Origin of the sequence: Candidatus Kryptonium thompsonii (genome assembly GCF_001535985.1) — a bacterium.
GTDB classification, from domain to species: domain Bacteria; phylum Bacteroidota; class Ignavibacteria; order Kryptoniales; family Kryptoniaceae; genus Kryptonium; species Kryptonium thompsonii.
This window is the reverse complement of sequence record NZ_CZVS01000030.1, coordinates 1-24022: the sequence shown is the minus strand read 5'-3', so window position 1 is coordinate 24022 and position 24022 is coordinate 1. Positions and strand designations below refer to the sequence as shown.

Here is a 24022-nt window from a genome sequence, read left to right as displayed (position 1 = left end):
TTAAAGCAGTTTCAATGTTTTGAATAATTTCTCTAAATTTTTCATAAGCTGAATTGATCTTTTCATCGTCTTCCAGAATATTGGTATATCTCTCTAATTTTTGGGCTACACCAAGTTTTTCGTATTCTTTAATCTTAGATTCTATTCTTCTGAGTAGCTGTTCATATTCATCTTTTTTGAAAAGTTTTTTCTCCAAATCTAAGATTTTTCTCCCATTTTCCTCTAATTTAAATTTGCAATTTTCAAATTCCTTCTGTTTTTCTTTTATTCTATCGCCTATAAATTGGTCTATTAGTTGTAAAAGAAAGCTTTCATCTTGTGATATGTGGTAAAGTTCCTTTTGTCCAATTATTATAGGTTCTTTTCCCTTTTCAAATATATCAGACGGTTTGTAATCTAATTTTACATTGTGTTCCATATACACTTCTGGTTCTTTTCCGATTATTCTGCTAATTTTATATGAAGTCTTTTTTGTTCCCACATACTTATCGATTTCCACGCTGATTTCACCACCGCTACCCACCACTGCGTAAACAAAATCAATCTTTTGTGATTCCTCAGCATACACTGGGAGGTCAAGACAATATCTTATTGACTCTATGATTGCGGATTTTCCAACTCCTCTGCCACCTATGAATGTATTAAGTTCAGGATTTATATTTAGATTTAAATCTTTTAGAAAGGTTGTTCCATTAATGGTAACACGGGTAATTCTACTATGAAACATCTCAGGAGGTTTGTAGAGTTTTACTCTCACTTCAGGGTCATGAAGAGCAAGTTTTAAGGCAGAGAGTGAAAAATCACTAAGTTTAAGATAAGTAGCCCGTATCTTCCTATCTCTTAATTTATTTCCAATCTCATCAATAGATTTAGGGTCTGAGCTTTCAAGGATTGCTATTCTTTCGAGTAGTTCTTTTTTTATTTCATTTGTATCAACTAATCTACTTTTCCAATCATTTGAAAAATATTCCAAGGCATCAGGTCTGATAATTGAAATATACTTCGCCGATTCTTTTGGTGAAAAAGTCTTGAATAAACCTTTATCCTCTTCTGGATGAGCAAAAATTATCAGGCATTTGTATTTTTCTCTTATTAGCTTAACCATTTCTTCAAGCTCATATTTTGAGTTAATCTCCCGATGCTCTCTGCCATTTAATAGTTTTTCTTGTGGATCTTTATCAAGGCTATGGAGAAAAGTATTTAGACCATCTATATCAATTGTGTTATCAAATATGACAATTAAGTGAAGTCCATATTTACCGCCTGTTAAGGAAATAGATAGCTCAACGCCTGGTAAAATTAAAATTCCTTCTTTCTCTGCTTCATCTCTTATAGGAATAAACCATTCTTTTTGAATTCCGTTATAATCTGTAATTGCTCCAATTTGGATACCTTTTTCTTTAATTTTTCTTACATAATCTCTGACAATTTTCTCTTTATCTGAATCTAAATTAATCCCGGATGGTAACTTGAAACTTTTAACAAAAGGAGAATGTAGATGCAAGTCAACTCTTATCCATTCTGCGCCTCTGTATTTATCATTCATAATTTTTCTCCATTAATTTCTTAAACTCCAGTTCAATATATCTAATCTCTACCTGGTGTTTTCCAAAGTTTGGCGTCAATACACTTTGCCCATTCACGTAAACTACTTGAGCATTCCATTCCGAAAGTTCTTTGATGATAAATTCCTTATCTTTTTTGAAGTCTTCATCCTCCCAGTTGTCTTTATACTCACGCCAAACAATGGCATAATTTTTCCCTTCCTTTTCACCTAGGATAAATAAGTATTTCCGTGAAGCATCCTTTCTTGCTTTTATCTTTTTGACTTTTAATCCCAAAAGATAATTAAATGTTTCAGGAATATCTATTACCATTTCCTTTGGTTCTCCAACTTCTGAAAGGTTAACTTTTAACTTGTATTCAAAAGGATTTTTAAGCTCTTCAATGTTTAAAAGATATGGGCTTTCTCTTGTTTCGTAATCCAGGAAGTACTTGAGTAGGTATTGATCTTTAAAAAGCTCAAGCATTTTTTGATTTTCTTTTAATTCAATGTTATCAAGTGTGTCTTCGTATTGTTCTAAGATTTGGTATTTGAAGAATTGGCTAATGCCATCGGTATCTTGTGTTTTGCCATCTTTCCAATTGAAAGAGTAGGCAACCTTCTTTAATCGTGGAATTATAATTGTCTCAAAATAATCTGCCATTTCTACAAGGATAAATTTCCTTTTACCACCATCTTCTTTGTTTAGTTTCATAACTGCATGAGCAGTAGTTCCTGAACCTGCAAAGAAGTCAAGGATGATAGAATTCGCAGCACTTGATAGTTTCAACATTTTTATAATCAATTCGATAGGTTTGGGGTTGGTGTAAACCTTTTTACCAAATAACGACTTAACTAGTATAGTTCCTTCTGTAGTAGTAGCGCAGTCGTCCCACCAAGATGTTGGAGTAGTTAAAATTTCATTAAGGTATAATTTATACCTGGGTTTTTGCCTTCCCTTAGGATCAAAAATTATGCGTCCTTCTTTAACATATTTTAAGAAGGTGTCTTTCGCAAATCTCCAACATGCCCCTTCTTTGGGATAGTATTTGTTGCCATAAGGATCTTCTATTTCATAAATTAATCCTTCGCTTATGTGAACTCCAGATATTTCTATGTGGACACTTTTCCAAGGTCCTCTTGGGTCATTATCAGGATTACTAAAACCCCTTTCGCTGGGTGGCAGCCTGAAATTATTAAGTCCAATTCTTTTTCTAATAGTTGTAAGATTTTTGGCAAAGGTTAAGTTATAGTTATGATTTTGTGAAACAATTGCATCGTTAGATACTGAATCACGAGATTTCCAAACTATATTTACTATAAAGTTATCCGGTAAAAAAATATCCTCCATTAAACTCTTTAGATTATTAATCTCATTATCATCTATACTTACAAAAATAACTCCATCATCTCTTAAAAATTCTTTTGCTAATTTCAACCTATTCTCCATCATTGTAAGCCAACTGGAATGCTGGAATCTGTCTCTATATAAAAATCCATCATTACCTGTATTATATGGCGGATCAATATAAATCGTCTGCACCTTTTCTTTGTACTTATTCAAAAGCAAGTTCAAAGCTTGCCAGTTTTCGCTCTTTATTAACAAACCATCTAAAGCTTCGTCTATATCCTCAAAAAGCTCTAAAATCTCTAACTCTAAGTCCTTAAAGTATTTAGTATCAATTGGTAAAAACTGATACCTCTTTGATAGTTCCTTACCACTTAATTTATTTTCCAAAACCTTCCACTTATCAAAATCATCATCTACAAGCCCTAAAGCCTTCCATTCTTCAACCTGTTTGCCAAAATTAGAATGATTTAACAACCTCTCTATCAACTCAACACTTCCCATCCTATCAAGCGTTATCACATAGTTAGTCTCTATTACAAACTTCTTCTTTTCCCATAACCTCTTCTGAAAATCTTCAATCTGCGACAGAAAATCAATTATCTCCTCCCCAATCTCGCGCACTACCTTGGCACGAGTAATGTGTTTATCTAAAAATCTCTCTTTTTCCAATGTTTCAATATCTAAAACCTCTGCCTTTATGAAATAATCCAATTGCTCACTCAAAAACTTTTTCAGATTTTTATGAATGAAATAATCCTTTGTGTTTTTGGCTGTAAACCTATTTAGTTGATAAAGAAGAATTGGTTTTTCATTCTTTAATTCCATTAACAAACCTTTTAATCTAACATCGTCAATTTTCCCCAAAATATTTTCATAACTCTTCTCATTTATTTTTTCTTGTTTTGAAATATTACTTCCACCTTCAACCCCATAATTTTTTACTTCTTCATTTGTCAATTCTCTGTATTGAAAACGGACTATTAAAGTTTTGCCCCCTAATTCAACTGGCACTTCATCATCTAAGACAAAAAATCTTTCTTTTGTAGCTTTATTTGATCCTAATTCCTCCCTTGCTTCTACAGTCCGAAAAATAACTTTATACTCGCTGTTTTTAAATGTGTAATCTCTAAAAAGTAGACCTGTTTTTATGTAATACTGCTCTGAATTTGCCCAATATAGCTTTATCTCTTCACCATTGTAAGGAATAGCATACTTGTGTCCTTTGATAGAATAGCGATACTGTGGAACAAAATCACCTTCTTCATAGTACCGAGAGAAAAAGTTATACAGATCATTGAATACCTGAAGTTTTATCTCATCAATTTTTTCTGCTTCTTCTTTTTGTTCTTTCACTGAAAAGAACTCTCTGCCAATAGGTGTATTTTTGAATTCTTCTTTAAGGTCGCCGGTAGGTGTAAAAGCATTTTGTCCTAAACTCTGAACAACCTTTTCCTTTATCTCTTCATACTTTTCATTTATGTTGGTTAATATTTTCTCTTTATGTTTGGCGAAAGCAGATTCAACTTTATTTCTAAGGTCCTCGTTGATAAACTCTTCAATTTTGTCTCGTTTGTAATTCAAAATACGATAAATGCCAAAATCCAAATCAGAGGCTTCGAACTGAAAAAGCTTTTTAAGTAAGTCCTGAAATTTTTGAATCGGTTCCATATGCTTACCTCTTTTTTTAATACAAGTTTAGTAATTTTATTTTTCAAGAACTCCCCTTTACTTGTGAGTCGCTTATCTCTTAGTTCTCATTTTTTACAAGCGTCAAGAAACCTTTGTATAAAGTCTTGATGCAGAACATAGGTTTAAACCTATAAAGAAATAAAGAAGCAAGCTTACTAAATGCGCTCTAAAAAAATTTAGCAGAACAATAATTTTTTTCAAAACTCCAGCCCTTTCCCCTATCTATGCCCCCTTACTTACTACATCGATAAAAATTGAATGTAGAGATGGTTCTTTTATCTCGAATTTTTTTAAATTCACATGTCCAATTATTTGCTTTAAAACTTCCATCGGGTCAACATTTTCTTCCACAGTTATCTCAGCATAGTTTGGGTAAACATTGACCGATTTAGCATATTTCAAATTTTTGAAGGGTTCGCCATCCCCATCGAACTCGATATGAATTGTGTTTCTCCCGAACATTTTTTTCACATCTGCAAGAAAACCGGAAAGGACAGGCTTCCCTTTGTTGATAAGGCATATGCTATCGCAAAGTTTTTCAACTTGGTCCATTTGGTGGGTTGAGAAAATTATCGCTTTGTTTTCCTTCTTCAATTCAAGTAAGATATCCTTCAATAATTCTTGATTTACCGGGTCAAGTCCAGCAAACGGCTCATCAAGTATGATAAGTTCGGGGTCATGAAGGATTGAAATTATTATCTGCACTTTTTGTTGATTTCCTTTTGAAAGTTCCTCAATTTTACTTTTTGCTCTATCGATAAGCCCAAATTTTTCAAGCCAATGTCTTGCTCTTTCAAGCGCAATTCTTCTATCCATACCTTTTAATTCAGCAAAATAAAGGATTGTCTCAAGAACGCGCGTTTTTCTATAAAGCCCACGCTCCTCGGGCAGATAACCAATTTTACTTTTGATTTCGTCGTTAATTTCTCTCCCATCGAATTTTATAACACCTGAGTCAGGTTTAATTATGTCAAGTATCATTCTTATCGTCGTAGTTTTTCCGGCACCATTTGGACCAAGGAGCCCGAAAATTTCACCGCGTTTGACTTCAAACGAAACCCCATCGACAGCGGTAATATTTGCAAATGTCTTTTTTAAATTTTCAACTGTTAACATTTTAATTCCTCATGGTTTTATTCTATAAATCATCCTTGGGAATGGAATTGTCTCTCTCACATGGTCAAGCCCACATATCCAAGCAAGTGTTCTTTCAACGCCAAGCCCAAATCCGGAGTGTGGAACGCTTCCATATTTTCTCAAGTCGAGATACCAATCAAATGCTTCAACTGGGAGATTATGCTCTTTAATTCGCTTAAGCAAAGTGTCATAATCATCCTCCCTTTGGCTTCCACCTATAATCTCGCCATAACCTTCTGGCGCAAGCATATCAAAGGCAAGGGCATAAGTCTCATCGTTAGGGTCACGTTTCATATAGAAAGCTTTCACAGCTGCTGGATAATGGTGAACGAGCACGGGTTTTTCAAACTGCTGAGAGATTATAGTTTCATCTGTATTTCCGAAATCATTTCCCCATTGGAAATTTACGCCGTTATTCTTTAAAATTTCAACTGCTTCATTGTAAGAAATTCTTGGGAAAGGTCGTTTAATTTTTTCAAGTGGTTCAGTATTTCGCTCCAAAATTTCAAATTCTTTCTTGCTCGTCTCAAGCACTCTCCCGACGATATATTCAACGAATTCTTCCGCGAGGTTCATTATATCTTCAAGTTCATAAAACGCAACTTCAGGTTCAACCATCCAAAACTCTGTTAAATGTCTTCTCGTTTTCGATTTCTCCGCCCTGAAAGTCGGTCCAAAGCAATAAACTTTTCCGAAAGCCATCGCTGCAGCTTCAACATACAATTGCCCCGATTGAGAAAGATATGCCTTTCCGAGGTCGAAATAATCGGTTTCGAAAAGTGTCGTCGTGCCTGCACAAGCTGCTGGCGTTAAGATAGGTGCATCGATTAGAACGAAGCCTTTTGAATCGAAGAAATCGCGTATCGCTTTAACGAGGCGATGTCTAATTCTTAAAATTGCATGTGGTCTTCTCGAGCGTAGCCAAAGATGTCGATGGTCCATAAGGAAGTCAATCCCATGTTCCTTTGGCGTTATCGGATAGTCTTGGGCGATGTGAATTATCTTGATATTTTTTATGTGAAGTTCGTAACCGCCGGGTGCTCTTTTATCTTCGTTTACAATTCCGCTTACGATTAAAGATGTCTCCTGCGTCAATAGGTCATATTTATCAAAAACTTCATCTGGGGTTTCCCCTTTTGCCATTACGCATTGCAAGATTCCCGTTCCATCGCGAACTAAAATGAATCGAATTTTACCACTTGACCTTTTATTGTAAACCCAACCGTAAATTTTCACTTCTTTCCCAACATGCTCAGAAAGATTCTCGATGTATACCTCAGGCGCCATGCTCTTTATAAAATTTTGTTTTGATTTTGAATTGAAATTAAAAAAAGCGTAAAGAAAAAACAATTTTACTCTTGATTTTGATTCTCCGCCTTTGAAACAGGTATGATACCACCAAGGTTTGCAAAAACTCTATAAATTGTCGAACCTATGTAATCAACCATAGCAAAAAATGGTTCTCCATTAGGCTCGGGCATTCTTAACAACACTATCGCGCTCACAATTCTGCAAATGAAAGAGAGAAAGAAGAGTATATGAAGATTTATAAATTTTAAACCAAATATCTCAAGCGAAAAATCCTTGAATAAAGTCGCAATATACCCAGCAAGAAGCGAAGCTGTTAAGTAACCAAACCCAGAGAAGATCGATAACATCGCAACATAAGATGAGCGACTTTCTTTTGGTGCTTTTGAAAGCGGGATATTAAATGCAGCGAGATTAAACCCGCTCCATGCTATACCTGTAAGTATCGCATCAAGATAAAGTGGAAGCAAGAAATCTGGAGTTGCAAGAAGCCACAACACTGGAATGTAAGCAATGTTTGAAGCATTAAACATCAAAACGTTTTTAGCTCCAAATTTATCAATCAACTTGCCCCACCACTGCAAAATAAAAATGTTAATTGTCATCGTGAGCATGTTAAAGATGGCAATGGTTGAGAAATCAACTTTTAAATTTTTCAACATATGAAACGACATAAATGGAGCGGAAAGAGCAATGGAAAAATTCCACTGCGCAAAAAACAAAATAAACCTTCTAAAATCTTTATCACTTAAAGGCTTCAGAATCTCATCTTTTAAAGAACTATCGGGGTTGATTTTGATCTTAACATCGGGGTGATTTTTGAACAAAAAGGTAGTAATGAGCCCGCTTAAAAAACAAATTGATGTAATAATAAAATAGCCAATTTTTATATTGTCTCTTTTCAAATGGTCAAGTATGAATGCAGACACAAAAAATATTATAATGTTCACAATATTGGTATAAGCAGTTCTCCTACCAAAATATCTACCCCGAACGCTTTTGGGAACAATCTCGCCGATCCATGTAGTCCAAACATTTGCAAGAATATTTCCAGACGATGAAGAAATCAAAAGGACAGCGAGAAAAATCAGAAGTTTAGCTTGACTGCTTATATTCAAAAGCGGTAAAAATATCAAGATGATCCAAACCCAGCGATTCAAAATGCTTGCAACTATTGCAATTCTCCGAGGGCTTTCATATCTTTTCAAAAGGTAAGTTCCCAAAATTTGCATTGTCTGTGAAACAAAAGGTATAGCACCAATTAGCCCGATGACAAATTCATTCGCTCCTAACATCAAAGCATACCCGATAAGGAATGCACCTGTTGAAAGAGCGATGAAAACCGTTGCGAATATTCCTTCAATAATTGAATATTTCATTCCACGCCGAGATGAATCTATGTCGAGGGTCATCAAATAGATGTGCTTTTGTTTATGTGTTTTCATTTCCCGACAAATTTACAAAAATAAACATAAAGATTGAATTTTTAACACTTTAGGCTTATATTAAATCAAAAAGAAAAATTTGTTTATGACTCGCTCCAAAGTAGCGGTTTTAAAGACGAAACCTGAGACAGTTTTGCAAGATATAGAGAAACTGATGAAGCTTGCAGATTTTGAAAAGCACCTTGATAAGAATTCTACCACCATTTTAAAAGATAACATATCTTGGCATTTCCCCTACTTAAGTTCAAACACTACGCCGTGGCAACTTGAAGGAACGATAATCGCTCTGAAAAACGCTGGTTTTGAAAAACTCGTCACTGTACATAATAACACAGTCGTTACAAATCCATTTAAAGGTGGAAAGCTAAACAAACTTGAACCGATTTATAAAAAATACAATGTTGAGGAAAGGTATAATTTTATTGAAACGGACATAAAATGGATTCGTTATGAGCCAAAGCATAAAATGCTCGCTTTAAACAAAGTTTATCCCAACGGGATACACATTCCCGAATTTTTCATTGGTAAGAACATCGTTCACCTTCCAACTATGAAAACTCACATATATACCACTACAACAGGAGCTATGAAGAATGCGTTTGGTGGTCTTTTAAATACAAGAAGACACTATACTCACACATGGATACATGAAACGCTTGTTGATTTGCTTGCGATCCAAAAAGAAATTCATTCTGGGATATTTGCAATTATGGATGGAACGATAGCTGGAAATGGACCTGGACCCAGAACAATGATTCCTGTTGAAACAGATTATATTCTTGCAAGCGCCGACCAAGTTGCGATTGATGCTGTCTCAGCAAAAATTATGGGATTTGATCCAATGAGCATAAAATATATTCGCCTTGCTCATGAAACTGGACTTGGTGTTGGGGATCCAAGAGAAATAGAGATTGTGGGGGAGGATATTTCAAATGTGAATTTGAAATTTTTTTGTCGGCGATAATTTGGCAAGCAAGGTTGGTGATATACTTTGGTTTGGACCTTTAAAGGGAATTCAATACCTATTTTTCAGGACGCCACTTGTCTATATTTTTGTTTTCGGTTCGTATTTTTATCACGATTTTATCTGGTGGCCCTTAAAGGGGAAAAAAATTCAAGAGAGATTAAGAAAAGAATCAAAATGGGGAAAATTATTCGAAAATTATCAAATCGATTAAAAAAGGAGTAAAGAAAATGAAGATCAAAAGAAGAAAATTTCTCAAAATCGCTGCTTCTTTCCCAGTGATAGGTTCCACGATGATCCCAAAAATTTCAAGCCAGCAGGAAAAGAGCAATGATGAGATTCAAAAACTTATTGAAATCATCAAGTTGAAATATGGTGAAAGGCTCTCGGAAGACCAAATGAAATTGATTAGTGAGGATATTGAAGCGAATATAAGGCGAAGGGAAAGATTGCTAAGTTATAAACTTTTAAATTGGGAAGAACCAGATTTTAAATTTCAGGTTAAAAACAGAGGTTAAAAATGACAGAAAAAGATATCGCTTTTGCTTCAATCCGTCAACTTTCAGCGCTTATAAAGGCGAAAAAGATTTCGCCTGTTGAATTAACAAAAATTTACATCGAAAGATTAAAAAAATACGGTGAGAAACTTGGCGCTGTTGTTACGATAACTGAAAAGCTTGCACTTAAACAGGCAAAGCAAGCTGAAAAAGAGATAATGTCAGGTAAATATCGAGGATTGCTTCATGGTATACCATTTGGTGCAAAGGATTTACTCGCAACGCGCGGGATCCCAACGACATGGGGAGCTGAACCGTATAAAAATCAAGTTTTTGATTATGATGCAACTGTTATAAAGAAACTTTACAACGCAGGAGCAATACTTGTCGCTAAACTTGCCATGGTTGAGCTCGCGGGAGGAATGGGCTATGATGATGCAGATGCTTCATTTACAGGTCCGGGAAGAAATCCGTGGAATTTAAACTTTTGGAGCGGTGGCTCATCAAGTGGCTCTGGCGCTGCTGTCTCAGCTGGACTCGTGGCATTTGCTATTGGTTCGGAAACATCTGGGTCAATTTTAACTCCATCCGCATTTTGCGGGATCACGGGGTTAAGACCAACTTATGGGCTTGTCAGCAGGCACGGGGCAATGGCTTTATCATGGACGCTTGATAAACTTGGCCCAATGTGCAGGACAGCGGATGATTGTGGAATAGTTTTATCAGCGATCGCAGGATATGACCCAAATGATGAAACGACACTTAAAATTGACTTCAAATACTCAACAAAATTACTGCCCAAGCGAAAACTTAAAATTGCAGTGATCAAGGGGACCACCGATAAAGCACAACCAGAGGTGAAAAAGAATTTTGAAGAATCTTTGAAAGTTATATCTGAATTTGCAACACTTGAATATGATGTTGAATTCCCTGACCATCCATGGGGCATCGTTGTAGGAACAATTGTTGACGCAGAAGGGGGAAGCGCATTTTATGATTTGATAATATCTGGCAAGATTTCAGAACTGAGGAATAAACGAGATAAAGTTGGCGGATACTCGATGCTTCAAGTTTCAGCGGTTGAATATCTAAACGCTATGCGATTGAGAAAAAAGATGCGAAAAGCGCTTGAGGAGTTCTTATCAAAATATGATGCAATCGTTGCCCCCACAAGGGCAAGCGTTGCTTATCCAATTGGGGTTGATTTTGACAAAGCCTATCCTGGTATAAGCGGTGGTCCTGCTTTAATTCCAGCTGGAAACGTAGCCGGCGTTCCTGCCATATGTTTGCCTAATGGATTTGGACAAAACAATTTACCAACATCAATTCAATTCATGGGAAAAGCATTAAGCGAAAAAACATTAATTCAAATCGCGAACGCTTATCAAGATAGAACCCATTGGCATCTTAAAAGACCGCCGATAGATGATTAATCAATGACTTGAAAAATTCCGAACTTAAGATATTTCGTCTCTGGCATCGATGGTAAGATAGGATGATCAGGGGATGCGCCACGCCATTCTATTAAACGAATTTTTTTCCTCGCCATAATGGAACTTTCAATGATAACATTCATAAACATTTCATCGCTAATGTGATGGGAACAAGACGCGGTTGCAAGAATACCACCAGGGTTTAAAATTTTCATCGCCGTTGAGTTTATCTCGCGATATCCTGAAAGGGCAGACTTTACGCTTCTTTTACTTTTTGTAAACGATGGGGGATCAAGGATAACAACATCAAATTTCTCACCTTTACCTAAATATTCACGAAGCTTATCAAAAAACATCTGCAACTTCAAATTGAACATTTTTCAGGTTATTTAAATCAGCATTTACCTTCGCTTTTTCAATTGCTGTATCCGAAACATCTACCCCAACAACATTTTCGGCTCCAGCATAAGCGCAGTGCAACGCAAACCCACCTTCATTCGTGAAGCAATCAAGAACCTTTTTACCTTTAACAAACCTTCTCATCACTTTTCTATTTTCCCTCTGATCAAGATAAAAACCAGTCTTTTGTCCTGAAAGAATGTCAATTTTGAACTTAACACCGTCATCGTCAAAAATCGTATCTTTTACATCACCGCGCAAAATCTTTTTCCTATTCTCAAGTCCCTCAAGCTCCCTCAATGGTGACTCGTTTCTTTCAACTATCCCGGTCGGTTTGAACAAATCCTCAAGAACATCGCAAATTAAATTCAATCTTAAATCCATCCCATACGAAAAAGTTTGAACCGCAAGCAAATCATTATACTTGTCAATGACAAGTCCCGGCAAAAAATCGCTCTCACCATGAACAAGCCTAAATGTCTCAGAATTCGGATAAAGAATTTTCCTGTACTTATACGCACTTAAAATCCTCTCTTTAAAGAAATTGTGATCAATCTCTATCTTTTCCCTACTTAACAATCTTACCGAAATAAGAGAATGCGGATTAAAGAAACCAACTCCAAAAAATTCACCATCATATTGATAGATTTCGACAATATCGCCAATTTTAGGGTTACCCTTTATCTCTTTTATTTCGTTGCTGAAAATCCAGAGATGACCCTTTAAAATTCTTTTATCCCCACCCTTTCTTAAAACAACCTTTCCCATCTTTCACTTTGCAAATTGTCTTGTCCAATACCTCCACCAAAACGGGTAATCTTTCTCTTCGTATTTAACAGCGACAAGTTCAACATCATCAAACCATGCCCTACCTTTCCCAAATAAAACACACTTAACTTCTATTTTCTCAGCATCTTTCCCAACGATAAGGGCACAGGTATAAACCTTCCAATCATTTGTTCCATTCAAAAAATCTGTCGAATTAAAAGATTTCAAATTCCCAAGCGTATCATAAACTTCAATTCTCAAAAATGCGGTATCAACACCATAGGTTTTAACAGCGCCATAGAGAATGAATTTTTTCTCCTTTGGAAAATCTTTAACTTCCTGAGCAAGGAATGCTTTTGCGAAATGGTCATCAGAAGTTATATTTGCAGTAAATTTTCCATCAAACCTTTCTATTGGATCCCTTTCAAAATAAACTTTTTCACTTGAACCTATAAAAATCCAGCCATCCGCTTTATCCCCACGCCCAACTTCAAAACTTGAATTATAGATTAAATTCTTAACATATTCAACGGTGTAAGGTGCGCTCGCTTTCTCAGTTTCTATAAACTCTTGTTTCTTTTCGACCAAGACAAATAGAATCAAAGCAAGTAAAATCGAAAGAAAAAATATAAACAATCCAAACCTTTTCATTATTCTTCAAAGCCAAGTTGTTTTCTACGCTCAAGGATTTCCCTTGCCTTCTCAAGTTGTTCAATCGTGTTTATACCATGAATTTCATCCCAACTTTCGGCTTTTAGGGCTGAAATTTTCATGCCGTGATGTGAAAAATAGAAGAAAACATCTGTCAAGTAATATTCACCTTGAACATTATTGGGAGTGATATGTTTCAAAGCCTCAAAAAGTGGTTCCTTTTTGAAAACATAAATCCCTGAGTTTATCTCTTTTATCTTTCTTTCATCCTCCGTCGCATCTTTATGTTCAACGATCCTGTCAACGGATCCATCGGGATTTCTAATTATTCTACCGTAGCCAGTTGGATCGTCGACTTCGGCAGTTAAAACAGTTGCAACGGCATCGGTTTCGAAGTGATAATTTAAAAGCTTTTTGATGGTTTTCACCGTTAAAAGCGGAACATCCCCAGACAGAACAAGCACATCACCGTTGAAATTTTCTAGCATTTTTTCAGTTTGCATAACAGCATGTCCTGTCCCAAGCTGTTCTTCTTGAATTGCGAATTCAACCGATGGAGCAATTTTCTTAACATAATCCATAACCGCATCCCTATAATGCCCGACGACGACAATTATTCTGTCAGAGCCAATTTTCACAGCGAGATTAACGACATTTTTTATCATCGGTTCACCATTGAGATGAAACATCACTTTTGCGATGTCAGGTCTTTTCATCCTTGTCCCCTTCCCAGCTGCAAGTATGACAGTAGCAAGATTGCGGGGATGCTTAGAATGATAAAAAAATTCCGGCATTTAACCTCCAAATTTTTTTACTTTACAACTTCGCCTATACTCCCGTAGACAATTTGCTTAATTTTATTTTCTTTGTCAAGTATGACAACCTTAGGTTTATGGTTTAAAGCCAAGTCCTCCGGATATTGAGCGTAAGATATGATAATTATTTGATCCCCCACAGCCCCAAGCCGTGCTGCAGGTCCATTAAGGCAAATTATTCCAGACCCCCTTTCGCCGGGGATGGTATATGTCTCAAATCTTGCGCCGTTATTTATGTTTACAACTTGAACTTTTTCATAAGGCAAAATTTCAGCTACTTCAAGAAGTTCTTCATCAATTGTTATGCTTCCCTCATAATAAAGTTCAGCCTGTGTTACAATAGCTCCATGAATTTTTGATTTGCACATCTCACGGTAAATTGTCATTCGGCATTCTCAGTTTTGTTTACAAATTATACCTTAACAATCGTATTATCGATCAATCTTGTGCTTCCGATTCTAACTGCAAGCGCTATTAAATACTCGTTACCCTCGAGCAATTTTTGAACTCTTTCTAGTGTGTTTGGCTCAACGATAGCGATATAATCAATTTTAGCAGTTGGCTTTGATTTTATAAGTTCCTCCATCTTTGCAATGATGATTTCAGAATCCCGTTCACCTTCACTAATCAACTTCTCCGCAAGTTTTAAACTTTCATAAAGGACCGTCGCATCTTTTCTCTCACTTTCAGAAAGATACACATTTCTTGAGCTCATAGCAAGGCCATCAGGCTCACGAACGATCGGGGCGACGATAATTTCAATATCAAAGTTCAAATCCCTAACCATCTGCTTTATAATTAGCGCCTGTTGAGCATCTTTTTGCCCAAAGACTGCAATATGTGGTTTGGTTATGTTAAAAAGCTTCGCGACAACAGTCGTCACGCCTCTGAAATGAGTTGGTCTAAATTCGCCCTCAAGAACTTTCGTTAATTTTTCAACCTCGACATAGGTTAAAAAATTCTCCGGATACATTTCATCGACGCTTGGATAAAAAATTATATCACATCCCGCAGATTGTGCAAGCGTTACATCTCTTTCAAAGTCCCTTGGATATCTATCATAATCCTCATGTGGTGCGAATTGCAATGGGTTGACAAAAATTGTCGTTATAACAACATCGCTTTTCTCCTTAGCAAGACGTATCAAGCTTAAATGCCCTTCATGCAAATAACCCATCGTCGGGACAACGCCTATAATTTTACCTTCCCTTCTCAAATCATCTGCAACTTTCTGCATCTCCTTAACCTTTTTAATAATTCGCATAATTTCGCGATTTTTTCTTGTCCCGATGCTTCAATTTCAACACAAAATTAACAATAAAACTTTACAATACCAAATTCAATCCCCCAATGCAACTTCTCATCGTTGCATAATTTGAAGCTTGCTATCCAAAATTTTATAGCGTTGAACTTTTTGAACCGTTGGACAACACTGTGGATCATCAGGTCCATGAACAATCATATCAAGCAGAATTGAACCATCTTGAAGAACTTTTACAGAATTCACTTTTATCCTATCCCCAAGCAATTCCCCCGTTAAATATCTCGGCTTGCCATTCTCATTTGATACAACCGCAACTTCGTAAAAAGTACCGCTCCCACCACCTGAACATCTCAAAATTACAACCGCATCAACATCACCATCTCCATCAACATCACCCATCGCTATTTTTTCCTCATATAAATCAACCGAAAGATAATTTACAAGAAATCCGTCTTTATCTCTTTCCTCAAGAACAAAACTTCCATTTTTAAGTTTTACCGTCGTATCCCCAAAAATTGTGTAGTAAGCTGCATTTTTAAGCAGTTGAAGATCAAGTTTCACACTTTTCTGCTGTGAGAAAGAGTTAAAACAGGAAATCAAAAGAAAAATGAGCAACTTCTCCTTCATTTTACTTCTTTAAGCGATGTGTTTTTAAAAAGTTTTGAACTTGTTCAACGCTCATAGCGTTCAACACATCGCTTTTTGTCAACATCCCCTTTCGAGCAGTGCCAAGCGATAGAAATGTGTAATGAATTTCACCAGTTGCATGTGCATCTGGATTTATGCTTATTTTAACGCCCTTACTTATTGCGTATCTTATAAATCTCCAATCGATATCAAGTCTATGTGGATTTGCGTTAAATTCAATCGCAACTCCAAGTTTTGAAGCTTCATCAATTATTTTCTTCATATTAACTGGATATCCCTCTCTTCCAAGAAGAAGTCGTCCCGTCGGATGTCCAAGAATTGTGACATATGGATTATTCATCGCTTTTATAATCCTCTGCGTCGCTTCCTCCTCAGTCATCTTAAACCTGCTATGAATTGAAGCGATCACAAAGTCGAACTTAGATAAAATTTCATCTGAATAGTCAAGCGAACCATCAGGGAGAATATCAACCTCGGTTCCCTTCAGGATTTTTATCTTAAATTTTTTCTGCAAGTTATCTATCTCATTCCACTGTTGTTCGAGCCTATCCTCAGTTAAACCACCTGCGTAATAAGCTGATTTGCTATGGTCTGCAATCCCAACAAATTTAAGTCCAACTCTTTCGCACTCAGCGATCATATCCTCAAGCGTATCTGAGCCATCGCTGTAGGTTGAATGAACATGAAAAATCCCAATTATATCTTTTTCGTTTAACAATTCAGGTATTTCCCCTTTTAAAGCGAGATCAATTTCATCAAGTCCTTCCCTCAGCTCGGGCGGTATAAAACTTATTCCAAGTTTGTTAAAAATTTGTTCTTCCTTCGAAAATTTGATCTTCTCTCCATTTTTAAATATCCCATCGCTATTCAATTTAAGCCCTGATTTAAGAAAATATTCCCCAATCTTGCTTAAAAATTCCTTACTCCCTGTTGTGTAAAAAACTTTAAAAGCGTAATCCTCATCGGCAAGTACAAAATCAACTTGCATCCCAAATTCCGAAATCAAACTTATAAAGTTATGATCTACGGAAAGAATTTTGGCACTCGGAAATTTCTTTTGAATTGTCTCTTTTATTCCTTTAAAATCTTTCTCTTTGGCGTTTATCACAACATCGATATCTCTTATAATTTCTTTCCTTCGTCTCCAGCTTCCAGTGATCGTGAAGTCAATTACGTCAAGGTTCGAACGAATAAATGAGTCAACAAACTCAGCAACCGCATGAGCAGAAGATAAAAGATGGTATTCAGCACTTCGCTTCAATCTTTCGATCTCCTTTAAAACTTTCTCCTGTATAGTTTTGCCAAAACCTTCAAGCTTGAGAAGACGATTTTCTCTACATGCGTATTCAAGCTCTGCAAGCGTTGTGACCCCAAGTTTTTCGTAAATTGCTTTTATCCTTTTTGGACCAAGCCCACGAACCTGAAGAAGTTCGAACAATCCCTCGGGAATGGATTTTTTCAGTTCCTCGTAATATTTTGAATGCCCTGTATCTACAATTTCTTTTATCTTTTCAAAAAGATTTGGACCGATGCCCTTAACTTTCGCAAGTTCACCAGAGTCAACAAGTTCTTTCAGATCACCCTTAACTTCGCGAATGATCCTTGACGCTTTTCTATATGCCATCACTTTAAATTCAATTTCACCTTTTAACTCAAGGATATCCGCAATTTCATCGAGTATCTCTGCGACAAATTTTTTATCCACGGTTTCTTCTCCCATTTGAATTTATCCAAATATCTTTGAGAAAAGATAAATTTGAACAAAAGTTGAAACAATACCCAAAACCGCGCCCCCGACAACTTGCCAGAAGCTGTGCGCCCTCAGATATAACCGAGACCATCCAACAAGTGGGATTAACAAAAACAAAGGCATCGCTTTATAACCAAATATCCACGCGAGAACACTTAAAGGACCGCTTAATCCAGCAGAATGTGCGCTTATCTTCCATCTTGAGTTTATCAGCAAAATTAAAAAAGTGTTGGAAACATAACACCATTGTGAAGCTAATATAAGCCAATGCGACTTGAAATAAAGCAAAATCAAAAATCCAACGAACGCACTTAACACAGCAAAAAAATATGGTATTGTTCTTCGCTCACGCTCTGGAACAAACGGATGATCTATTTTACCTTTGTAAAGCAAATAGTAAACAAACATCGATGGAAAAATTGATGTGAAAGAAATTGTGGTGAAAGCTGAGATAATCTTCATTTTAATGCTCTGCTCAAGGTAAAGTGATATAAAAAGAAACGAAATGAAACTCACAATTTGGGGTGCAAAAATAATTGATAAAAATTCTGCTGCCCTTTGCTTATCTATACGGCTTAAAAATCTTTCGGCGTATCTCATATGTGCTTTTGTTTATTTAAAAGTTAACACCAAAGCTAAGCGTAAGATTTATCCCACCAAATTCTTTTATTGGTTTATTGCGAAGCGATTCAATCCCCTTCGGATAAGGAATAAAGTAATACCTCACACTTAGCCCGCTTATCGTCCTTGGATCAAGGCCAATATATGCACCTGCACCCACATAGAAATTAACCGTGTAATGAGCCCTTCCATATTTCAAACTGTTGAAAAATTCCTTCTCATATGGGGTTGTAAAAATCAAAGTTGGTCCAACCCCAACTGTAAGAAACGGCCTAAAATTATCAGCAAGCGCATCCTTAAATAGGCGATATTGAAACGATAAAGAAATAGGCAAAACCATTATTCTATTAACCTTGTTCGGGACAAATGTCTGACCAGTCCATGGGTCTATATATTCAACCTCATTTTTATCCTTCGCAGTCATAAAATTAAAGACTATGTGAAGAGAATAAACATCCCTCAAGTTATACTTATAAAATGTTCCAAATGCAAAGCCATTGTTTGCAACGGAAAGATCAATCCCCCATGCTTTTTTAAACCCAACTGTATCAACAAGCCTAAAATCCGAAGGGGAATCGTAAACTATAATGCTATCCCTCGCCGATGGGGGTTTAACCTTTTTGTCCTGTGAATAAAGTAAGTTTAAAAAAATTAAAAGCGCTATTACACTTAAAATTAATTTTTTCATTGAAAACACCTCGTTATAAATTTTTTTGCTCAAAAAATCCAACCAACCCAAAATAGATTAAGTTCCATTTAAAAAAGAACTATTTCCATTGGTAAAATAAAAAATTTCTTAAAAAATGAAAAGGGCAGGGATTTATCCCTGCCCCAATGCTTCACCCAAGACAAAATTTTATTTGCTACTCAACAAGCCATTTCTTTCTCTCGACAATCTTCCTTGGCTCAGCGGTTGGCTTGGGCTCATATACTATTTCTTCAATCTCATCTTCCTTCACATCGGGATAGACATAGATCTCATATCTGAAGTTTCTCAAGATAATTTCACTTTCATTATGGGCTATGACATAGTGTGGCAAAATTGGAATTTTGCCGCCACCACCTGGGGCATCTATAACATAGTATGGAACAGCAAGGCCAGAGATATGCCCGCGAAGTTTATCCATTATCTCAATTCCAACCTTAATCGGGGTTCTGAAATGATTTGCACCGCGGGTTATATCCGCTTGATAAATGTAATACGGTCTAACTCTTATTGCTAATAATTTCTTCATCAAATCTTGCATCACATACGGATCGTCATTAACCCCGCGCAAAAGCACAGTTTGATTTCCAACGGGGATTCCTGCATCCGCAAGCATCTCACAAGCGCGCTTGCTCTCCGGCGTTATCTCCCAAGGATGATTGAAATGAGTGTTAACATAAATCGGATGATATTTCTTCAGCATATTACAAAGATTTTCAGTTATCCTCTGTGGAAGAACACATGGCATCTTCGTCCCTATTCTTATTATCTCAACATGCGGAATTTCCCTTAATGCTTTTATAATTTTCTCAAGCATATAATCTGTAAGCATCAGAGGATCACCACCTGATAAGATGACATCCCTTACCTCAGGGTGATTTCTTATATATTCAATTCCATCTTGAATGAATTTCATACTTATTTTGCTTGAATCCCCAACCTTTCTCTTTCTCGTACAAAATCTGCAATACATAGAACATTGGCTCGTCACAAGGAAAAGAACCCTATCGGGATATCTATGCGTAATGCTTGGAACAGGGCTCATTGCATCCTCATCGAGCGGATCCTCAGGCATTTCTTCATCTGCAAGTTCCTCTGGGCTCGGAAAACACTGAAGCCATATTGGATCCCCTTTGTATCTTATCAGGCTCAAATAATAAGGATTAATTCTTACGGGGTATTTTTCACTTATTCTTCTCATTAAATCTTTATCTACCCCGAAGACCTCCGCAAAATCCTCGGCGGTTTCAAGACTTTTTCTTAATAGCTCTTGCCAGAGCTCCATAAGAGTTTTTCCTCCTTAAATATATTTTGCAAAAATTGTTAAATCATCTCCCTTTTTATAAAAATCTCTGATGCGGGCAATTTCCTCATACCCGCACGCTTTATAAAACAACCTGGTTTTTAAATATTTTTCCTGTGAAGATGTTTCTACAAGAATTAAATTCCCTCCTTTTTCCTTTATTTTTTGTTCAGCAAATTTCATTAACTTTTTCCCAATTCCATTCCCTTGCAAAGATGGATCAACCGCAATCCAATAAACATCATAAGTCCCTTGTGTTAAAGGTCTCTTACCAAAACATATATAACCGATCGAAGCATCTTCATCATCGACTGCACTATAAATCTCGTATCCGCTTTCCTCCTGCCTTGCCAAAAAATCATCAATTACTTCAATCGCCACATTTATCTCCTCCTCAGTGAACATATTCGTCTCATTTAAAATTTTTATGATTTTCTCCCGATCTTTATTTTTGAACTTCCTTATTTGCATAGCTTCTCTCAAGCGCTATCTCGGCTATTTTTACAATTGTTTCTGCAGGTGTTAACCCATAAACAGAAGCCGATCTCATAAATCCCGCATTGCGCGAAAGATCGGGATTCGGATTCACCTCAAGGACATACAGATTCCCATCTTTATCAATTCTCATATCTACTCTCGCATAATCCCTGCACCCAGTTATCCTGTAGCAGGACAGGGCAATTTCTTTAACCTTCTCTTCAAGCTCAGGCTCAAGCGGAGCAGGACATATAGGTATCGTCTTCTCGTAATATTCTGTATTTGGAATCCATTTTGCTTCATAGCTCACTATCTTCGGATAATGTTCAGGTAGTTTAGAGAAATCAATTTCAGAAATAGGTAAAACAATCGGCGGATTATTACCCAAAATTGCAACATTTATCTCTCTGCCATCAATAAATTCTTCAACAACAGCTGGCTGTTTAAACGACTTTATAATAAATTCAACTCGCTCCTCAAGTTCCTTTACCTCATAAACAACTGACTCCTTCGTTATCCCAGCGCTTGCATCCTCACGAACAGGTTTAACAATCAGCGGGAAATTTAAATTGACCTTAGCATAACCATTCAATGGCTCTTTGAACACCTCAAATTTAGGGGTTGGGATGTTGTAATATGAGAGTACAATTTTTGTCCTCGCTTTATCAAGGCAAAGCCCAAGCGTCATAGGTGGAGCCCCTGTATACGGAATCCTCAAAAGCTCGTATAATCCAGCTGCAAAGACTTCCTCTATTGACTCAAGTTCAACCATCTCGCAAAAGTTGTATATCAGGTCTGTCTTTAAGTTTAACAAATCAGATATAAATCGTCGTGAATTATAAACCGGGAGAACTTTAACCCTAAAGCCAGCATCCTCAAGTGAATTAACGATAAACTCAATTTCATTCCGGACTTCTGTGATCGACGCATCGATAACTTCAGGTTTTGGCTCAATCATCATAGGGTCGTTATATATAACCGTTATTTCCAGCCCTTTAAACATAATAATGCCGTTATTTTTATTTCGATGATTGATTGTCAATTACTTTTAAATCATCCTATATCTTTTTAAGGCTGTATTTAGAACCTCATTTATCATTTGGTTGTAGGTCAACCCCGCTGCACGTGCTGCTTTTGGAAAGCATGAATTGTCTTCTGGGTTTGGAAGGATACCGGGTAATGGATTAACTTCAAGGATGTTTGGAATTCCATTCTTATCAAGTCGCATGTCAATTCTACACCAATCCCTGCAACGCAGAATTTTAAATGTTGAAAGCGCTATTTTTTCTATCATTTCTTTAAGCTTGTCATCTATTTCCGCGGGGCATTGGAAAATATCAAGCGGTTTTTCAGGTGTATCCCAAATCCACTTTGCTTCAAATGAATAAATCGGCTTCGCCTCAGTTGGAAGGGAGTCGAATTTAATTTCAATTATCGGTAAAACTTTAGCCTCTTTTCCATTTCCAAGAATCGCAACCGTGAATTCCCTGCCCGGCAAAAATTCTTCAACCAAAGCAGGTTCGTTATATGTTCTTAAAACCCTTTCTATTTCGGAAAGCAATTCTCTATTGTTTTCAACTACGGATGAATTAAAAATTCCTTTGCTTGAGCCCTCGTGAAGTGGTTTAACTATAAGTGGAAATTCGAGATCAATGTTTCCATCAAACTCATCAAGATTTTCGACAACAAAAAATTTTGCAGTGGGAATTTTATGATAGGATAAAATTTCCTTAGTTCGTGCTTTATCGAGACAAATAGCAAGCGTCAATGGATCACTTCCCGTATAAGGTATGTTTAACATTTCAAGTATTGCTGGAACTTGAGCTTCTCTACTTACCCCATGAAATCCTTCAGCAATATTGAAAACGATGTCTGGTCTGGTTTTTCTTAACTTTTCAAATACATCCTCATCAGCTTCTATTAAAGTGACGGTGTGATTTTCCTCAAGGGCAAGCTTAACTGCGTTTATTGTCTCCCATGTGTCCCACTCAGCGTAGGTGTCGTCGAAGGTGATTTCGCCTTGTTTAGTGTTTAACTTATTTAAGAACTTAACACTACTAAACGAGTCATCCCCGTTTGAATCATCAGATCTATCTTTCTTCAAGTTAAACACAAGACCAACATGCATAAACGATTTAAACTTTGTTTTAAATCAGTTCTCACTTATAAATATAAAAAATTTTTTGAAATTGTCAAGTGTTTAAAGGGATAACTCCGAAGTTAACGACGCTGAAAAGCCCGATAGTTGGTGTTTAATATGTTAACAACTCACCGAAAGTTTTTCCACATCATCGAGCCGATCGGCTTGTTGGAACGCTGGTTGTATTTTGCTGTTTTCTTCTTGTTATATGGTGTTAAGATCTCACCAGAAATTTCAAAATAGATCAATTGTCCGATCGGCATCCCAGCATAAATTCTAACCGGCTGTTTAACCGAGATCTCAAGCGTCCAATGATTACAATATCCAGCATCGCCTTTGCCAGCTGTTGAATGAATGTCAATCCCAAGCCGTCCAACACTCGATTTACCCTCAAGGAAGGGAACAAATCCGTGGGTTTCTGTATATTCAAGCGTGACCCCAAGATAGAGTTTGTTTGGGTAAAGAATTATGCCTTCAGGCGGAATTTTAAAATATTCAAGTTCATTTTCAACCTTCGCATCAAGTATCTCATTCTTGTAAACAGCCATCCACTCGCCCAAATGAACATCATAGCTATTTGTCCCAAGGCAGTTTATATCAAATGGATCAATTACAATATTGCCCTTTTCAATCTCCTCAAGAATTCTTTTGTCGCTCAATATCATCTCATTCCCGAAATTATTTTCTTTTGTTCAATTTTTAACTGCTCCATTCTATATCTTAACTTCGAACGGGTTATCCCAAGAATTTTCGCTGCTTGAATTTGATTGCCATTTGTTATCCTCAGCGTCTGAATTATAAGCTCTCGCAAAACTTTATCCATGGTTACTCCCGTTGGCGGTATTTTTAAAACAAATTCATTCTCGTTGTTAGCATGGATTTCAGCTTTTTGAAATTGAAAATGAGTTAAGTGCTCAGCTCTAATTTTTGTGTCGTTTTCAATAAGTGTTATTCGTTCTATAGTGTTGCGAAGCTCACGGATATTTCCGGGCCAGTGATAAGATTGCAACATTTCCATTGCTTTATCGTCAACACCCGTGAAATTTTTACCAAACTTCTTATTAAACTCCATAATAAAGCTCATGACAAGACTTGGTATGTCCTCCTTTCTCT

General features: G+C 36.6%; 25 protein-coding genes. 4 read left to right on the top strand and 21 right to left on the bottom strand.

Annotated features, from left to right (window positions below):
- The 5 genes from AWW78_RS05265 to AWW78_RS05245 all read right to left on the bottom strand — a co-directional run.
- A partial coding sequence (locus AWW78_RS05265) for an AAA family ATPase (protein ID WP_047134480.1) occupies positions 1 to 1546 on the bottom strand: 1546 nt, incomplete at its 3' end.
- Positions 1539 to 4562, bottom strand: coding sequence for a site-specific DNA-methyltransferase (locus AWW78_RS05260; protein ID WP_047134479.1), 3024 nt, complete (start codon positions 4560 to 4562; stop codon positions 1539 to 1541). The genes AWW78_RS05260 and AWW78_RS05265, both read right to left, overlap by 8 nt.
- 243 nt (positions 4563 to 4805) lie before the next feature.
- Complete coding sequence (locus tag AWW78_RS05255) at positions 4806 to 5699, bottom strand: ABC transporter ATP-binding protein (RefSeq protein ID WP_047134478.1); 894 nt, start codon at positions 5697 to 5699, stop codon at positions 4806 to 4808.
- Between the two features lie 9 nt (positions 5700 to 5708).
- Positions 5709 to 7007, bottom strand: a complete 1299-nt coding sequence (asnS, locus tag AWW78_RS05250) for an asparagine--tRNA ligase (RefSeq protein WP_047134485.1) — start codon at positions 7005 to 7007, stop codon at positions 5709 to 5711.
- Between the two features lie 65 nt (positions 7008 to 7072).
- Positions 7073 to 8473 carry an MFS transporter gene (locus AWW78_RS05245; protein WP_075427467.1) on the bottom strand — a complete coding sequence of 467 codons (1401 nt, stop codon included), beginning with the start codon at positions 8471 to 8473 and terminating at the stop codon, positions 7073 to 7075.
- 85 nt (positions 8474 to 8558) lie between these two features.
- On the opposite strand from AWW78_RS05245, the gene AWW78_RS05240 reads away from it, so the two are divergent.
- From AWW78_RS05240 to AWW78_RS05230, 4 genes are read left to right on the top strand one after another with little or no spacing between them, the layout of a single operon-like run.
- Positions 8559 to 9437, top strand: a complete 879-nt coding sequence (locus AWW78_RS05240) for a DUF362 domain-containing protein (protein WP_320410030.1) — start codon at positions 8559 to 8561, stop codon at positions 9435 to 9437.
- 1 nt (position 9438) lies between these two features.
- Positions 9439 to 9651, top strand: a complete 213-nt coding sequence (locus AWW78_RS10905; RefSeq protein WP_320410029.1) for a hypothetical protein — start codon at positions 9439 to 9441, stop codon at positions 9649 to 9651.
- A gap of 16 nt (positions 9652 to 9667) precedes the next feature.
- Positions 9668 to 9955 (top strand): hypothetical protein, encoded by a 288-nt coding sequence (locus AWW78_RS05235; protein ID WP_047134476.1) that lies wholly within the window; start codon positions 9668 to 9670, stop codon positions 9953 to 9955.
- Positions 9956 to 9957: 2 nt separating this feature from the next.
- Positions 9958 to 11367 (top strand): amidase, encoded by a 1410-nt coding sequence (locus tag AWW78_RS05230; RefSeq protein ID WP_047134475.1) that lies wholly within the window; start codon positions 9958 to 9960, stop codon positions 11365 to 11367.
- Here AWW78_RS05230 and AWW78_RS10720 read toward each other — a convergent pair.
- The 16 genes from AWW78_RS10720 to AWW78_RS05155 form a co-directional block, all read right to left on the bottom strand.
- Entirely contained in the window at positions 11364 to 11723 is a 360-nt protein-coding gene (locus AWW78_RS10720) for a class I SAM-dependent rRNA methyltransferase (RefSeq protein ID WP_244884392.1), read from the bottom strand. The genes AWW78_RS05230 and AWW78_RS10720 overlap by 4 nt on opposite strands.
- Positions 11713 to 12534 carry a class I SAM-dependent rRNA methyltransferase gene (locus AWW78_RS05225; RefSeq protein ID WP_244884390.1) on the bottom strand — a complete coding sequence of 274 codons (822 nt, stop codon included), beginning with the start codon at positions 12532 to 12534 and terminating at the stop codon, positions 11713 to 11715. Before AWW78_RS05225 ends, AWW78_RS10720 begins: the two co-directional genes overlap by 11 nt.
- Positions 12535 to 12537: 3 nt before the next feature.
- Entirely contained in the window at positions 12538 to 13185 is a 648-nt protein-coding gene (locus AWW78_RS05220; RefSeq protein WP_047134474.1) for a hypothetical protein, read from the bottom strand.
- Positions 13185 to 13979, bottom strand: a complete 795-nt coding sequence (locus AWW78_RS05215; protein WP_075426136.1) for a sugar phosphate nucleotidyltransferase — start codon at positions 13977 to 13979, stop codon at positions 13185 to 13187. The genes AWW78_RS05220 and AWW78_RS05215 overlap by 1 nt, the downstream gene beginning before the upstream one ends.
- A 17-nt stretch (positions 13980 to 13996) precedes the next feature.
- A complete protein-coding gene (gene panD, locus AWW78_RS05210; protein ID WP_047134473.1) occupies positions 13997 to 14386 on the bottom strand; it encodes an aspartate 1-decarboxylase in 390 nt (129 codons plus the stop codon).
- 26 nt (positions 14387 to 14412) lie between these two features.
- Positions 14413 to 15264, bottom strand: a complete 852-nt coding sequence (gene panC / locus AWW78_RS05205; RefSeq protein WP_047134472.1) for a pantoate--beta-alanine ligase — start codon at positions 15262 to 15264, stop codon at positions 14413 to 14415.
- Positions 15265 to 15360: 96 nt separating this feature from the next.
- Entirely contained in the window at positions 15361 to 15891 is a 531-nt protein-coding gene (locus tag AWW78_RS05200; RefSeq protein ID WP_047134471.1) for a hypothetical protein, read from the bottom strand.
- A 1-nt stretch (position 15892) separates the two neighbouring features.
- Entirely contained in the window at positions 15893 to 17617 is a 1725-nt protein-coding gene (gene polX / locus AWW78_RS05195) for a DNA polymerase/3'-5' exonuclease PolX (RefSeq protein ID WP_047134484.1), read from the bottom strand.
- 21 nt (positions 17618 to 17638) lie between these two features.
- Positions 17639 to 18262, bottom strand: a complete 624-nt coding sequence (locus AWW78_RS05190) for a phosphatase PAP2 family protein (protein ID WP_075426135.1) — start codon at positions 18260 to 18262, stop codon at positions 17639 to 17641.
- Positions 18263 to 18278: 16 nt separating this feature from the next.
- Positions 18279 to 18971, bottom strand: coding sequence for a porin family protein (locus AWW78_RS05185; protein WP_075426134.1), 693 nt, complete (start codon positions 18969 to 18971; stop codon positions 18279 to 18281).
- Positions 18972 to 19146: 175 nt separating this feature from the next.
- Positions 19147 to 20274, bottom strand: a complete 1128-nt coding sequence (locus tag AWW78_RS05180) for a KamA family radical SAM protein (RefSeq protein ID WP_047134470.1) — start codon at positions 20272 to 20274, stop codon at positions 19147 to 19149.
- A 15-nt stretch (positions 20275 to 20289) separates the two neighbouring features.
- Positions 20290 to 20763 carry a GNAT family N-acetyltransferase gene (locus tag AWW78_RS05175; RefSeq protein ID WP_047134469.1) on the bottom strand — a complete coding sequence of 158 codons (474 nt, stop codon included), beginning with the start codon at positions 20761 to 20763 and terminating at the stop codon, positions 20290 to 20292.
- Positions 20738 to 21772: a D-alanine--D-alanine ligase family protein gene (locus AWW78_RS05170; protein WP_047134468.1), complete on the bottom strand. Its 1035-nt coding sequence runs from the start codon at positions 21770 to 21772 to the stop codon at positions 20738 to 20740. Before AWW78_RS05170 ends, AWW78_RS05175 begins: the two co-directional genes overlap by 26 nt.
- 45 nt (positions 21773 to 21817) lie before the next feature.
- The gene (locus AWW78_RS05165) at positions 21818 to 22897 is read right to left on the bottom strand and encodes a D-alanine--D-alanine ligase family protein (RefSeq protein ID WP_075426133.1); all 1080 of its coding nucleotides are present in this window, start codon (positions 22895 to 22897) and stop codon (positions 21818 to 21820) included.
- A 140-nt stretch (positions 22898 to 23037) separates the two neighbouring features.
- Complete coding sequence (dcd, locus tag AWW78_RS05160; protein WP_047134467.1) at positions 23038 to 23574, bottom strand: dCTP deaminase; 537 nt, start codon at positions 23572 to 23574, stop codon at positions 23038 to 23040.
- Positions 23571 to 24022, bottom strand: a 452-nt coding sequence (locus AWW78_RS05155; RefSeq protein ID WP_047134466.1) for an AAA-type ATPase lid domain-containing protein, incomplete at its 5' end; no start/stop codon positions are given. The genes AWW78_RS05155 and dcd, both read right to left, overlap by 4 nt.